Raw genomic sequence first — 15,261 nt, 5'->3', positions numbered from 1 at the left:
TACGATGTTATCTAGAGATAACAGCAATTGAATGAGGTAGCTGAATGTCAGACACTCCAACAGACGGCGATAAGAATAGCAAGCTACTCTACTGCTCATTTTGCGGTAAGAGCCAGCATGAAGTTCGTAAGTTAATTGCCGGTCCATCTGTCTATATATGTGACGAGTGCGTTGAACTTTGTAACGACATTATTAGGGAAGAAATCAAAGATATTGCGCCTAAGCATGACGCGTCTGATAAATTACCTGTGCCAAAAGAGATCAGAAATCACTTAGATGATTATGTGATAGGTCAAGACCACGCTAAAAAAGTCTTGTCTGTTGCGGTTTATAATCACTACAAGCGCCTGCGTAACCAAGGCGGTAAAGGTGATGTAGAACTTGGCAAGAGTAATATTCTACTAATTGGTCCAACGGGTAGTGGTAAAACCCTTCTAGCGGAAACGCTTGCACGTTTACTTGACGTCCCATTCACCATGGCAGATGCAACGACATTAACCGAAGCCGGTTATGTGGGGGAAGATGTTGAAAACATCATTCAAAAGCTTCTGCAAAAATGTGATTACGACGTTGAGAAAGCACAGCGTGGTATTGTTTACATTGACGAAATCGACAAAATTTCAAGAAAATCTGACAACCCATCAATTACCCGTGATGTGTCAGGTGAAGGTGTACAACAAGCACTACTAAAACTGATTGAAGGCACGGTTGCATCTGTTCCGCCACAAGGTGGTAGAAAGCACCCGCAACAAGAGTTTTTACAAGTAGATACTTCTAAGATCTTGTTTATCTGTGGTGGTGCGTTTGCAGGCTTAGATAAAGTCATCGAGCAGCGCAGTACAAAAAATACCGGAATTGGGTTTGGTGCTGAAGTTAAGTCTAAAGACTCTGAGCGCTCATTAAGCGAAACGTTTAAAGACGTAGAGCCTGAAGATTTAGTTAAGTACGGCTTAATTCCTGAATTTATTGGTCGTTTGCCTGTAGTTGCAACTTTGACTGAACTGGACGAAGAAGCACTAATTGAAATCCTAAATGAGCCGAAAAATGCACTCACTAAGCAATACGCGGCGCTATTTAAGATGGAAGGTGTTGACCTTGAATTCCGTGAAGATGCGCTACGAGCGATTGCTCATAAAGCGATGGAGCGTAAAACGGGTGCCCGCGGTCTGCGTTCGATTGTCGAAGGCGTACTGCTTGATACTATGTATGAGCTTCCTTCACTAGAAGAAGTGAGTAAAGTCGTCATTGATGAAACGGTGATCAAAGGCGAATCAGACCCTATTATGATTTACGAAAATAACGGTAAAGAAAAGGCGGCGTCTGAATAGCTCAGTATGAGATTGAAAAAAGGAGCCTAGCGCTCCTTTTTATTTCTTAGTCCACATCAGATAGAAACCAATATAGTCAAATTGCTATAACAATAAAGGGCAATAGCGAGACAAGTTTTTAGGGTGAATATTTCATACATTTCACCACGGTAAATTGAGTGTCAAAACTAAGCTTTTTATACGTTAAATTGATCTCTACTTGATGCGGATTACTATAAACTATTGAACTTTATCTGCGTTATCCCCATATAGCTCAGTATTCCCAAAATTAATTGAAGTGCGAAGAGAACATAATGACGCTTGAAAGAACGGATCGAGTAGAAATTCCTGTGCTAGCGCTACGCGATGTAGTGGTGTATCCGCATATGGTGATCCCGCTGTTTGTAGGTCGAGAAAAATCAATAAAATGCCTAGAAGCTGCGATGGACAATGACAAGCAAATCTTTTTAGTTGCGCAAAAAGACGCCTCAGTTGATGACCCAAGCACTGATGATGTCTATCAGACTGGTACCATTGCAACGGTACTACAGTTACTCAAACTACCTGATGGCACAGTGAAAGTGCTAGTTGAAGGTACTCAACGCGCAAAAATAGATGAGTTTCTAATTACAGACGAATATTTCTTGGCGCAAGCTCAGTACATTCCATCTCAGGATGTGGATGAGCAAGAGCAAGACATATTAGTTCGCAGCGCAATTAGCCAGTTCGAAGGCTATGTGAAGCTAAATAAAAAGATCCCACCAGAAGTACTAACTTCAGTATCGGGTATCGATGAAGCTGCACGCTTAGCGGATACGATGGCTGCTCATATGCCAATTAAAGTACCTGAAAAACAAAAGGTGCTAGAAATTAACGATGTGACTGAGCGTCTCGAGTATTTGATGGCGTTGATGGAAGGCGAGATCGATTTACTTCAAGTAGAGAAGAAGATCCGCTCACGCGTTAAAAAGCAAATGGAGAAATCTCAACGAGAGTACTATCTGAATGAGCAAATGAAAGCTATTCAGAAAGAGCTTGGTGAGCTGGATGATGTTCCTGACGAATTTGAAGCCCTGAAAAAGCGTATTAGCGAAGCGAATATGCCGCAAGAAGCGGAAGAAAAAGCGCTTTCAGAGCTTAACAAACTTAAAATGATGTCACCTATGTCTGCAGAGGCGACAGTTGTGCGCTCGTACATTGAGACGATGATCAATGTACCTTGGAAAAAACGCTCAAAGGTGAAAAAAGACCTAGCTGGTGCACAAAAGATACTAGATGCCGATCATTATGGTCTTGAGAAAGTGAAAGACCGCATCATCGAATATCTAGCGGTACAGCAGCGCACCAATAAGCTTAAAGGTCCTATATTATGCTTAGTTGGTCCTCCAGGCGTTGGTAAAACCAGTTTAGGTCAATCTATCGCGCGTTCGACTGGCCGTAAGTACGTACGTATGGCGCTCGGTGGCGTGCGCGACGAAGCTGAAATTCGTGGTCACAGAAGAACTTATATTGGCTCAATGCCGGGTAAATTGATCCAAAGCATGTCGAAAGTTGGCGTAAAGAACCCGCTTTTCTTGTTGGATGAAATCGATAAGATGTCATCGGATATGCGTGGCGATCCTGCATCGGCTCTACTAGAAGTGTTAGATCCAGAGCAAAATAGCAACTTTGCAGACCACTATTTAGAAGTGGACTACGATCTGTCTGATGTTATGTTTGTTGCGACTTCTAATAGCTTTAACATTCCAGGTCCATTATTAGACCGTATGGAAGTCATTCGTCTTTCTGGTTACACCGAGGACGAAAAGCTAAATATTGCCAAGCAGCACTTAATTCCAAAGCAAGTGAAACGCAATGGATTAAAAGAGTCTGAAATCAATATTGAAGACAGTGCGATCATTGGCATTATCCGCTACTACACGCGTGAAGCGGGTGTCCGTAATCTAGAGCGCGAAGTTTCTAAGTTATGCCGAAAAGCCGTTAAGAACATCTTGCTAGATAAAAATGTTAAGCAAGTTGTGATTAACCAAGAAAATCTTGAAGACTTCTTAGGTGTACAACGTCACGACTACGGCAAGGCGGAAGACGGCGATAGAGTTGGTCAAGTTACCGGGCTTGCATGGACGGAAGTAGGGGGTGACTTACTCACTATCGAATGTGCGGCAGTACCAGGTAAAGGCAAACTTGCTTACACCGGCTCGCTGGGCGATGTGATGCAAGAGTCAATTCAGGCGGCAATGACGGTTGTGCGCAACCGTGCTGACAAACTACGCATTAATGACGATTTCTACGAGAAACGTGATATTCATGTTCATGTTCCTGAAGGTGCAACACCGAAAGACGGTCCGAGCGCCGGTATTGCGATGGTAACGGGCTTAGTGTCAAGCCTCACTGGCAATCCAGTGCGTGCAGATGTCGCGATGACAGGTGAAATTACCTTGCGTGGTGAAGTTCTGCCTATCGGTGGTCTGAAAGAGAAATTATTGGCAGCGCACCGTGGTGGAATTAAACGAGTTTTAATACCGAAAAAGAACGAGCGCGACTTAAAAGAAATTCCTGAGAATGTTCTTGAAGGGCTTGATATTCATGCGGTGTCATGGATTGATGAGGTATTATCACTGGCGTTAGCGCACCCAATAGACAGTTTTAGTGTGGAATCGCAAAAAAACTAAGAAAAAAGCCAAAAAATTGAGTGAAAAGGCTTTTCAAATCTAAAAGGTGTGTTAAGTTAGGCACTGTATTCAAGCCTACTGGTTCGGAAGCCCCGTAATCACTAGGCTTGAGAAAGATTTCGAGAATTAGAGAGTCGCTGTGATGTCTCTAAATGAATAGCAAAAGTTACCAGTAAGAAGTAACTTTTGACAATAACTATGGAAGAGGATGATATTGTGAATAAATCTCAATTAATCGATCAAATCGCAGCTGATGCTGACATTTCTAAAGCGGCTGCTGGTCGTGCGCTAGATTCATTCATTGAGTCTGTAACGGGTGCACTAAAAGACGGTGACTCTGTTGCACTTGTAGGTTTTGGTACTTTCTCAGTGCGCGAGCGTGCTGCACGTTCTGGTCGTAACCCACAAACTGGTGAGACTATTCAAATCGCAGCAGCTAACATCCCATCTTTCAAAGCGGGTAAAGCGCTTAAAGACGCAGTAAACTAATTCAATTTGAATTAGGCGGTGCAGAGTCATCGCGAACTGCTTCAAGATAAAAGGCGTATCTGCTAAGATACGCTTTTTTTATACCATCACTAATCTGATTGGTGTAATGCTTAACCCAAATCTAGCAAACACAAAGTGCTTTAGTGCTTTGACTTAGATAAGAGAAACAATAAATGCTTGAAAAGATCAGAGAAGGCTCGCAAGGCCCGGCGGCTAAAATCGTATTAGGTTTAGTCATCTTATCTTTTGCGTTAGCAGGGATCGGTGGTTACCTAGGTCAAACCACAGAGCAGCCTGTCGCAGAAGTGAACGGAGTAAAGATTTCACAAACCAAGTTTTCTCGTGCTTACTCAAATGAACGCGCACGACTAGAGCAACAGTTTGGCGAATACTTTGCACAGATTGCAGCCGATCCTAATTATATGGCGCAAATTCGCCAAGGTGTTGTTGATCAATTAGTACAACAAGAATTACAAACTCAATTAGCTAAAGAGCTTGGTCTTCGTGTGAGCGATGAGCAGGTTAAAAAAGCGATTGTTGAAATGCCATATTTTCAAATTGGTGGAGAATTCAGTAACGACCGTTACTTACAAGTTATCCGTCAAATGAACTTCCAGCCAGATAGCTTCCGTGAATATCTTCGTGACGAGATGACTCGTGCGCAGTTAATCTCTGCAGTTGCTGGCACTGATTTTGTACTGAAAAACGAACTTCAGCAATCTATTGCGCTACAGCAACAAACTCGTGCTATCGACTATGCGGTATTAAGCAAAGAGTTGGTGAAAGATGAAGTGTCAGTATCAGATGAAGAAGTTCAGAACTATTACGACTTGAATCAAACTCAGTTCCAAGCTCCAGAATTGGTGGCGGTTAACTATATCGAGCTAAAAGCTGAAGATTTAGCGCCTGCAGAACCAGTTACTGAGGAAGCGTTAAAAACGTATTACGAAGAGCAAAAAAACCAATATCTTGAACCTGAAAGACGCCGCGTGTCACACATTCTTGTTGATGCAAGCGAAGATGCTGAAGCCGCTAAACAAAAAGCAGATGAAATTCTGGCTGAATTGAATAACGGTGCTGATTTTGCCGTTGTTGCAGAAGAAAAATCTGACGACGTGGTGAGCGCTGAGCTTGGCGGTGATCTAGATTGGATTGAAAGGGACATGATGGATCCGGCGTTTGAAGATGCAGCATTTGCGCTTGCCGCGGTAGGTGATGTATCTGAAGTGGTTGAATCTGAGTTTGGTTTTCACATTATCAAGCTAACGGACATTCAACGCCAACAAGCGCAATCTTTTGAAGACGTAAAAGACAACCTTCGTGCAGAGCTTGAAAAAGCAGCTAAGATCGATGCGTTCTATCAAAAGCAAACCCGTGTAGCTGAACTTGCTTTTGAAATGGCTGACTCGCTACAAGACGCTGCTGAAGCCGCTGGCGTTGAAATCAAATCAACTGAGCTGGTAAGTCGTAATGCGCTTCCTGAGCCACTGAATTCACCAGCGATAAGCAATACTATCTTCACGCCAGAGCTGCTAGAAGACCGCGTAAACTCTGAAGTGTTAGAAGTTGCACCAGAGCATATCGTGGTGGTTCGTGTTGCTGAGCATAAAGCGGCAGCGACGAAGCCACTTGAGGAAGTCAGCGCGCAGATCAAAACGCAGTTGAGCAATGAAAAAGCGTCGACATTAATTGCAGAGAAAGCACAGTCACTATTTGAGCAACTACAAGGTAGTTCTACTTTAGCTGAGATTGCCAAAGCACAAAATATCGAAGTGAAAAGCGTGACTGAGCTTAAGCGTCGTAGCTATGACGTACCGCCAGCTATCGCAGCAGAAGCATTTAAATTGCCTCAGCCTGGTGTAGCAGAAACAGAATCTGCACTTGTAGAGCTTGGTAATGGTGACTCGGCATTTGTGGTGCTGAAGTCTGTAACCACGCCTGAAGTTGATGGCAAAGTTGATGCGCAGCAGAAGCAGTCAATCACGGCTTCTTATGCAAACAAAAACTATCTTGAGCTACTAGCAGCACTTGAAGCTAAGTCTGAAGTGAAAAGACCACAGTTACAGGTCACAGAGCAGCAATAATCGTTTTTAGATAGCAGAAAGGCGCCAACACGGCGCCTTTTTTATGCCTTGTGAAGGGATATCGGTATTATTGAATATGCTCAAGTACGGTGCTTGCAACCGCTTGTGAAGACTGATAATTCTGGCCCGTCACTATGCGGCTATCTACCTTGATAAAAGACGCATCCCGCTCTCCATATACAAAATTCCCTCCAAGCTCTTCCACTTTAGGCTGAATTTGAAAAGGAAAATGCTTGAAATACGCTCTATCTGGATTTTCAAATGCGGTAGGGTAACCGGTGATTTGTTTTCCTTTGATGAGATACTCGCCATTTTTCAAGCGCAAATTAACGATACCAGCTGTGCCGTGGCATACAGCGGCAACAACACCTTGGTTTTGTTCATATATATGCATAGCAATACGCTGTAGAGTAAGGTTTTCTGCTACTTCATACATGGCATTACTGCCGCCTACATAATAGATTGCCGCATATTGGCTAGGGTCGACTTCAGCTGGGCGCATTGTGTTGCTGAGCGCATACATATAGTCAGGTTGGTAAAGGTACTTTTTATGTTCGCCGTTTGAAGTATTTATATAGCTCAGGTTTAGCGCGCCACCTTGTGTGCTGACAAAATCAACAATTAGTCCTGCTTGAGTAAATACGTCATAGGCACTGAGTAGCTCTTCGAAGCTCGTGCCAGCTGGCAGCTGACTATCGCCGTGAAAGGCCTTGCTTGACGCGACAATGAGCACTCGGCGACCTAAGTTCGTTACTTGCTCGGAAGTTAGCGTGGTTTGCTGCGCAGATTTACTGATGATTTTCCATGTGCCAGCTATTTTCTTTAGGAGTAGGTGATCGATGTACTGCACGTTTGACTTCAATATATCAATGCGGATTTTGGCCTGTGCAAGGTGATCATTCACGCTGATATTTAGAATTTTTGCGCGCCTGCCTGTGTCTTTTTTCGGACCTTTATACCAACTCAAATACTCTTTCAACGGGACTTGCCACATCGCTTGGTCTGACTTTTCTAAAATAAGTATCGCATCGGGATGAAACGCTTTTCTTATCATTTCAGGCTGGTTATTCGCGGTGCCACCGATGTAGTGGTTTAATGTAGCGGTAATTTTAGCGGTCTCATCCTCAAAAGCGATGGCGATGCTGGTTTGGATAAGTAGTAAAAATAACAATGGTACTAGTTTTGATAGGGTCATAAGCTTCTCCTGTAATGACTCAGAAGAAACATAAACTTATTTAATTAAAGCAGTCACCTAGAGTATATTTTAGGAGTCTGATAGTATGTTCTCGGAGTGCTTAAAGCTATTTGGAGAGTACCCCGTGAGCTTCTTAAATGCGGCAAAAAATGTGGATGCAGAATTAAAACCACACTCCAGTGCAAGGTGTTCCAGCGGCATGTTGGTGCTCGAAAGCAAGTGTTTCGCATATTCAACTCTCAAGCCATTGAGATATTGTTTAAAGTTACAATGATAGTGGCGATTTACTATTTGCGATAATTTGTTGTGGCTCGTGCCTAATCGTTTGGCCAATCGGGGGAGCGTTAAATCCGGCTCAGTAAATAGCTTGCTTTCTGACATTAGCGACTCAAGTTTGGCTATGAGCTGATTGTATTCATCGTCGCTTATGTGCGTATTGGCATATTTCTTTTCATTAGCAGTTGGTTTTCGTAGTAATTTGGGTGCGAAAAGGATGCTTAAATAGAGCACAAAGCTGAACGTGAGTGCTCCTGTGATGTAAGAAGTGAACGACGAAAAGAAATACGCGGCCCAAATGAGCCAGCAACCGCAGATCACAACCAAAGTTAGATGAAACTCAGCGTTGCCATTGGCGCTTTTGCCTATAGCTAGACGATAAAAAGTATAAGAACTTATCAGTAAATAACCTAGCCAAAAATAGGATGTGCCTTTGTAACCCCACATTTGCCAAATTTCAGGGTGAAGCTGATAGGGCATAAGTATACCAAATCCAATAATAAAACCGCTTAATGCCAAAAAGTGTATTGTTAGATAACGATTTTTGGTTTTACTGTAGCTTGCAAGTACAAAATTAAGCAGGCAGGGACCAAGCAAAAAGTAGGCACTCAAACCTATTTGCAGGATCGTTTTATCCAGCTCTGGGTTAAAGTAAAAAAGGACTGATTTACCAATTCGAATACAGAGTAAAATGAGGAGCACCGACACCCAGCGCAGTGCCTTTGCCTCCTGAAATTTTATTAGCAGTAGGGCGCTGAGAATAAAGCCATTAAACACCCCGATAAGTGAGAAGAAAAATAACAGATGGGCACTAAAATCCATTACTTATTCCCCGCGAAATTATGCTGATAGCAGCTTCTGCATGGTTTTAGATTTTGGAGTATTGAACACACGTTCGGTTTCGCCATATTCGACGACTTTGCCGCGGTTTAATACCAAAATCTCATCACTCATGTGACGAACCAAACTCAAATGATGTGTGATAAGCACGTATGCAAGTCCCGTTGCTGCTTGTAGCTCTAGCAGCAGATTTACGGTTTGCGCGCGTACGGATGGGTCTAATGATGACAACGCTTCATCCAATACCAGCACTTTTGGGTCTAAAATAAGGGCCCGCGCTAAGGCAACCCGCTGTAACTGCCCGCCACTAAACATATGAGGATAATAGTCTATGTGTTCGCCAAGTAGCCCGACGCGGCTGAGCGTGATGCGGATTTTCTTATAGCGCTGCTCTTCAGTGAGTTCTGTATTGTATTGCAGACAATCATCAAGCATATCCCCAATGGTGAGACCCGGGTTGAGCGAGCGAGTTGGGTCTTGAAAGATAAGGCGAATAGTACGGCAGTCATGATTGCGAATACCTGCGTCTTCTACAATTTGGCCATTCAGTAATATTTGTCCTGAGTCTGCCATGTCGGCACCGGCAAGTACTTTGGCGAGCGTACTTTTACCAGAGCCAGTCTCGCCTATGATCGCGAGGGTTTGTCCGGGAGCAAGCGCAAACGACACATCTCTGAGTACCTGTAACGAGCGGCGTCTGAACAGTCCTTGACGAGAAGTGTAGGACTTGTTTAAAGACTGTACTTTTAAGACGGGTTGCATTTTTGCTTCACCTTAATTAACGGAAAGTGGCAAGCGTAACTATGACCATGCGAGCGACTTTGCCTTGGCGTGACGACACATTCTTTTTGCGCTTGAGGGCATCTAGGCCCCAAGCGGCATCCTATGGGTAAATGCTGTAATGGTGGAATCGTGCCTTTCAAGGCATAGAATGCTTCTTTATGGCCGAGCCCTTGACCAAAGTCAGGTAAACTCTTAACCAGCGCCTGGGTGTAGGGATGCAATGGCTGTTTAAAAATAGCCTGAGTAGGACCTGCTTCAACCATCTGTCCGCAGTAGAGCACATGCATTGCATGAGACCAGTCGGAGATCTCTTCCAGCTCATGCGAAATCATTAATATCGACATGTTCTTAAGCTGGTTTAATGCCTTGAGCAATCGAAATACTTGCGCGCGGGCGGTACTCTCAAGTGCGGTGGTTGGCTCATCGGCAATAAGTAATTTAGGGCTTCTGGCGATGGCCATCGCAATCATGATCTTTTGACACATCCCCTCAGAAAGTTCATGTGGGTAACTGCTGCAGATCTTTTTATCGTCTCGGATCCCAGCTTTGTGCAATAGCGCTCGGACCTTTTCTTTTCGTGCTTTTCTACGACCAAAAAAGCCACCTTTTAAGACGCTATCGGGAATAGATTCCGCGACTTGGTCGAAAATGGTAGCGGTTGGGTCAAGGCTTCGACTTGGCTCTTGGTAAATCATCGCAATATCTTGGCTGACGAGCTTTCTGCGCTTTTCTGAAGATAAACGCATAAGGTCAACGCCACGCCAGTGCATGCGGTCTGCGGTTACTGTCCAGCGCTGATTGAGTACCCCCACAATGGCTTTGGCGATTAGACTTTTACCAGAGCCAGACTCACCGACAAGCGCATGTACTTCGCCTTCTTTAAGGCTAAGGTTGACCTTATCAACCGCGCGAATAACACCGTCTTCGGTACGTAGTTCAATGGTGAGGTTCTTAATGTCTAGTAATTGCATTAATCTGCCTTACGTTGTTTCAGCGCTTCACGCAGTCCATCACCAACCAAGTTGGTAGACAGTACTGCCAAAAAGAGCAATACACCTGGGAGACCTACAGTCCAAGGCGCTAGATAAATTAAACTTAAGTTTTCTTGGAGAATTGCACCCCATTCGGTCGATGGAGGCTGCGCACCGAGCTTTAAGAAACCAAGTGCCGCAATATCCAAAATAGCAGTCGACAGCGCCATGGTGAAGATAACCACGATATGCTCGTAAATGTTAGGCAGTATGCCACGGACGAGCAGTTTCCAGCGTGTTGCACCATCAAGCTTAAAGGCGATGATATAGTCTTTACTCAGCTCAGTGACCACTAAGTTTCTAATCGAGTGGATGTATTGTGGCAATAGCGCGAAGATAATTGCCCACACTGTATTCATCAAACCTGGCCCCAATATAGCAATGATGATAATGGCCAGCAGTAACGAAGGAATGGCGAGCGTAATATCCAATAAGTGATTAAGAAAGCTGGATTTTAAGCCTCGACTGGCGCCAGCAAGCGTACCAAGTACGACGCCGAGCGCCGTGGTAACCAAGGCTGCAATGATAGATAAACCAAACGTGTAGGTTGCTCCATTCATTAAGCGCGATAAGATGTCTCGCCCTAGATCATCTGTACCGAGTATAAAGCGCACATCGCCATCGTCATGCCAAGAAGGTGGTAGCAACAGGGCATCAGCATGCTGCTGGTTAACACCATAGGGCGCGATCAGCGGCGCTGTTAAAGCCAACACCGTCAGAGCAACAAACAGCCATAAACCCACTAGCGCAACGTGGTTTGAGCGGAATTTACGCCATAACCTAAATAAAGGTGAGCGATTAGACTCTTCGGTAAATAGATTAAACTTTGCCATGAGCCTGATTCCTTGCGAGCGGATCGAGTATCGAGTGAATAAAATCAGACAACATGTTGGCAATGATAACAAAGAAAGACACCGCGAGCAGTCCCCCTTGGATGGCGGGGAAATCACGTTGATAGATGCTTTCAATTAACCATCGACCGATCCCAGGCCAAGAGAATATCACCTCAGTGATCATCGCAAGTGTGATGAGCGTGCTAAATTGGAGGCCAATTTGTTTTATCACTGGAAGCAGCGCATTTCTCAGCGCGTGGTGGATGATAAGCTGGCTGCGATTAAGGCCTTTTGCTCTAGCTGTTTTAATATAGTTCTGGTCGAGGACTTCGAGCATAGAGTCGCGAGTAAAGCGGATCAAAACTGTCGTTGGGTACATAGCTAGCACAACGGTTGGCAGCGCTAAATGATGAAGTGCATCCCAAAATGCGGCACCACCATAGGGAAAATCTTCAAGATAAATATCAATCAGAATAAAATGAGTAACGGGCTGTATTTCATAAAGTAAGCCAATTCTACCGGACATGGGGAAAAGCCCAAGGCCCAGACAAAATGCCATAATAAGCAGCAGGGCTAACCAAAAAACTGGAATGGAAAATCCCATCAAGCTTAATGAGTTAATGAGCTTATCTGGCCACTTTTTATGATAAGCGCTGGCTATTACTCCACTTGGTACACCAATCAAGACTGCAACCGTCAAAGCATATAAACACAGCTCAAGCGTTGCTGGAAATAGATGTTTCACATGAGAAAGCACGGGCTGCCCTGATGATAAAGATAAACCCCAGTCGCCTTCAAACATACGAGTCATAAACGCGCCATATTGCACAAAGATATTTTCTTCAATACGATATTTTTCAACTAGCGCCTGCGTTTGGGCATAACTCGAGTTGACTTCACCACTGAAGTTAGTGATCAACTCACCAGGAAACAGGTAATTGAGGGCGAAAGTAAATATCGTTAGGGTAAACAACATAAAGCAAAGCAAGCTCAGTCGTCGATAAGCATATTTTGCGAACATGTTAGTCTCTCCTTGCCTCAGCGAGCGAAATACCACCAAATGGACGTAATGAGACGCCCTTGATATCAGAGCTAGTTGCTTGGAACCTTAGCCCGTGCGCAATTGGGACGAGAGGCAGTTGCTCAATGACCATTTTTTGTGCTTGCTGATAATAGTATTTTCTTTCTTCCATATCGTTGGTGTCTAACGCTTGAGTGAGCAATAAGTCAAACTCCGGATTACACCAGTTGGAAGGGTTTTTGCCACTAAATGTCGCAGTGCAGCTCAATAATGGGCTGAAGAAATTGTCTGGATCAGGTGTATCTGCGGCCCAGCCTAATAACACGCTATCATGCTCATGGCGGCCAACGCGTTCAATAAAGGTATTCCATTCGTACTCGACGATTCTGGCATTGACGCCAATATCACGTAGATCACGTTGAATAAGCTCAGCCATTTTCCGCGCGTTAGGATTGTAAATTCGCGACACCGGCATGGCCCATAAGGTCATGGAAAAACCACCCTCAAGACCAGCCTGTTTCAAATACTCTTTGGCTTTTTCAGGGTCATATGTTGGCATTTTTTGCTGTGCTTCAAATGCCCATGAAGAAGGGGGAAGCATCGAGCGGGCTAAAATTCCATTGTTGTAAAATACCGCTTGCATGATTTTTTCAAAATCTATGCTGTGCGCCAGCGCTTTGCGGACCAACGGATTATCAAATGGTGGCTTTTCGGTGTTGAATGCCCAGTAGCCTATATTCAGATTTGCGGCCTTTTCAACTTCTATGTCTTTTCTTTGCTCAAGCACGGTGAGCTGGGTAGCACTGGGGTGCGCCGTAATATCACATTCTTTAGTTAGCATTTTTGCGATGCGGCTAGTGCCATTGGTGGTGATATCGTAGACCAATTGTTCCATGTATACCGGGTGTTTCCAGTAATGCTCATGGCGATAATATCGGATCAGGTTATCACGTAAAAATTCACGGTACTTATACGGACCTGTGCCTACGGGCTTTTGATCAAAATCTTGCTTATGTTCAAGCTGTATAAGCTGATCGGCATATTCTTTAGAAAGAATGACAGCGAAGTCTGTGGCGATATTGGATAAAAAGCTACTTTCCGCGTTGAACAGATCAAAGCGAACGGTATGTTCATCCACTTTTTTTACTTGGCGGATCAGTTGGTCGAGTCCAATACTTTGAAAATAAGGATAATTTGCATCACCAACAAAGTGGTACGGATTGTAAACATCAAATAAACGGTTAAATGAGAATACCACATCATCGGCATTCATTTTTCTTGTTGGTGTGAAGTAGAGGGTATCGTGAAATTGGACATCATCCCTCAGGGTAAAAGTGAAAGATTTACCGTCATCGCTGACCTGCCAAGACGTTGCCAACTCAGGTAAGAATTCGCCGCTTTCAGGATCAATACTGATCAAGGTGTCATAAAGCTGATTGGCAATAATATCAATCGTAGACCCTGTTGTGGTCACTTGTGGATTAAATGACACAGGGTTCGCTTCTGCACAATATACTAAGCCTTGTGACTTATCATTCACTTTATTTGGCGTCTGATCCGTACAGCCAAATAAAGCGGTACACAGCACACCAAAAAACAATTTACGCACCACTATGCCTCTTGTTTTTAGTTTTGGTCCAGTAGGTTGTATTTTTTCAAATAACCTCTAAGTTGATGATACGTCAAACCAAGGTTTTGTGCAGTTTTCTTTTGATTAAATTGACTAAATTCAAGTGCTTTTTGCAGCATTGTGATTTCATAGTCGTTGGAAAGCGATTTTAAATCACAAGGGAAGTCGAATTCGAGGGCAGGATCTGCCTGTTGTTCGTTACTCGGTTGCGCTGCAGGCAAAGGCTCAACTTTATGAGTGGCTGCAGTTGTTGGCTGGGCATTTGGCGCTTTGATCCGTTGACTCGGCCTAAATGGGCTGGCAAAGGGGTCAAACACAATATCATGAACCGGAATTTGGTCATTGCCATGACGATATAAACTACGCTCCACCACATTTTTGAGCTCTCGTACATTACCGGGCCACGGGTAATCAAGCAGTTTCTCGATGGCTTTGCGGGTAAAGCCGCTAAATAACTCCCATCCTAAATCCCGAGCCATATTTATTGCAAAATGTTCGGCCAATAATAAGATGTCTTCTTTTCTCGCTCTTAATGGCGGTAAGGTGATGACGTCAAATGCGAGGCGGTCCAATAAGTCGTGTCTGAACTCTCCAGCATCGGCAAGAGTGGGGAGGTCTTCATTGGTAGCGCATACCAGTCGAGTATCTACTTTTACGGTTTGCTTGCCGCCAACTCGCTCGAACTCACCGTATTCAATTACACGCAAGAGCTTTTCTTGCACCATCGCAGAGGTATTAGCTAACTCATCCAAAAACAGTGTGCCACTGTTAGCGCGTTCAAATCGACCTTCATGGCGCTTGCTTGCACCAGTAAAGGCACCGCTCTCGTGACCAAATAATTCACTCTCTAAAAGGTTTTCGTTTAGGGCTGCACAGTTTAGTTTGACGTATTCCTGATCCCACCGCTCTGAGAGATAATGCAAACGTGCCGCAATTAACTCTTTACCTGTGCCACGCTCGCCAATAATAAGCACGGGCTTTTCTAAAGGAGCGAGCTGTGAAACCTTGTCTAGCACAGCTAAAAAGCTGTCAGATTGGCCTAATAAATTATCCTGTTGGCGAAAACGGCTCATATTGCCTAACTCTTAGTGGTTTTTACT

The 15,261-nt window shown here is 44.1% G+C and carries 12 protein-coding genes; 4 read left to right on the top strand and 8 right to left on the bottom strand.

What is annotated here, in order from left to right:
* The first annotated feature begins 44 nt into the window (after window positions 1-44).
* From clpX to ABMY45_RS02045, 4 genes are all read left to right on the top strand, one after another.
* Window positions 45-1,328, top strand: a complete 1,284-nt coding sequence (gene clpX, locus ABMY45_RS02060; protein ID WP_010606725.1) for an ATP-dependent protease ATP-binding subunit ClpX — start codon at window positions 45-47, stop codon at window positions 1,326-1,328.
* A 293-nt stretch (window positions 1,329-1,621) separates the two neighbouring features.
* Window positions 1,622-3,979 carry an endopeptidase La gene (lon, locus tag ABMY45_RS02055; RefSeq protein ID WP_017216125.1) on the top strand — a complete coding sequence of 786 codons (2,358 nt, stop codon included), beginning with the start codon at window positions 1,622-1,624 and terminating at the stop codon, window positions 3,977-3,979.
* Window positions 3,980-4,195: 216 nt separating this feature from the next.
* Complete coding sequence (hupB, locus tag ABMY45_RS02050; protein ID WP_010371157.1) at window positions 4,196-4,468, top strand: nucleoid-associated protein HU-beta; 273 nt, start codon at window positions 4,196-4,198, stop codon at window positions 4,466-4,468.
* Between the two features lie 173 nt (window positions 4,469-4,641).
* Window positions 4,642-6,552, top strand: a complete 1,911-nt coding sequence (locus tag ABMY45_RS02045) for a SurA N-terminal domain-containing protein (RefSeq protein WP_174170012.1) — start codon at window positions 4,642-4,644, stop codon at window positions 6,550-6,552.
* Window positions 6,553-6,619: 67 nt separating this feature from the next.
* On the opposite strand, the gene ABMY45_RS02040 is transcribed toward ABMY45_RS02045, so the two are convergent.
* The 8 genes from ABMY45_RS02040 to pspF form a co-directional block, all read right to left on the bottom strand.
* On the bottom strand, window positions 6,620-7,747 hold the full coding sequence (locus ABMY45_RS02040) for a nuclear transport factor 2 family protein (RefSeq protein WP_211866583.1): 1,128 nt from the start codon (window positions 7,745-7,747) through the stop codon (window positions 6,620-6,622).
* Window positions 7,748-7,816: 69 nt separating this feature from the next.
* Complete coding sequence (locus tag ABMY45_RS02035; RefSeq protein ID WP_206471054.1) at window positions 7,817-8,845, bottom strand: AraC family transcriptional regulator; 1,029 nt, start codon at window positions 8,843-8,845, stop codon at window positions 7,817-7,819.
* A gap of 18 nt (window positions 8,846-8,863) precedes the next feature.
* Window positions 8,864-9,625, bottom strand: a complete 762-nt coding sequence (locus ABMY45_RS02030) for an ATP-binding cassette domain-containing protein (RefSeq protein WP_128726417.1) — start codon at window positions 9,623-9,625, stop codon at window positions 8,864-8,866.
* Window positions 9,610-10,617, bottom strand: a complete 1,008-nt coding sequence (locus ABMY45_RS02025; RefSeq protein WP_010606731.1) for an oligopeptide/dipeptide ABC transporter ATP-binding protein — start codon at window positions 10,615-10,617, stop codon at window positions 9,610-9,612. Before ABMY45_RS02025 ends, ABMY45_RS02030 begins: the two co-directional genes overlap by 16 nt.
* Complete coding sequence (locus ABMY45_RS02020; protein WP_010371175.1) at window positions 10,617-11,510, bottom strand: ABC transporter permease subunit; 894 nt, start codon at window positions 11,508-11,510, stop codon at window positions 10,617-10,619. Before ABMY45_RS02020 ends, ABMY45_RS02025 begins: the two co-directional genes overlap by 1 nt.
* Window positions 11,497-12,531, bottom strand: coding sequence for an ABC transporter permease subunit (locus ABMY45_RS02015; protein ID WP_010606732.1), 1,035 nt, complete (start codon window positions 12,529-12,531; stop codon window positions 11,497-11,499). Before ABMY45_RS02015 ends, ABMY45_RS02020 begins: the two co-directional genes overlap by 14 nt.
* A 1-nt stretch (window position 12,532) precedes the next feature.
* Window positions 12,533-14,116, bottom strand: coding sequence for an ABC transporter substrate-binding protein (locus ABMY45_RS02010; RefSeq protein ID WP_211200812.1), 1,584 nt, complete (start codon window positions 14,114-14,116; stop codon window positions 12,533-12,535).
* Between the two features lie 41 nt (window positions 14,117-14,157).
* Window positions 14,158-15,234, bottom strand: a complete 1,077-nt coding sequence (gene pspF, locus ABMY45_RS02005; RefSeq protein ID WP_349288333.1) for a phage shock protein operon transcriptional activator — start codon at window positions 15,232-15,234, stop codon at window positions 14,158-14,160.
* Window positions 15,235-15,261: the final 27 nt, after the last annotated feature.

Source organism: Pseudoalteromonas sp. XMcav11-Q (genome assembly GCF_040104525.1).
In the GTDB taxonomy this organism is placed as follows: domain Bacteria; phylum Pseudomonadota; class Gammaproteobacteria; order Enterobacterales; family Alteromonadaceae; genus Pseudoalteromonas.
The sequence above is the reverse complement of the archived record's forward strand: the minus strand, read 5'-3'. Positions and strand labels throughout refer to the sequence as shown.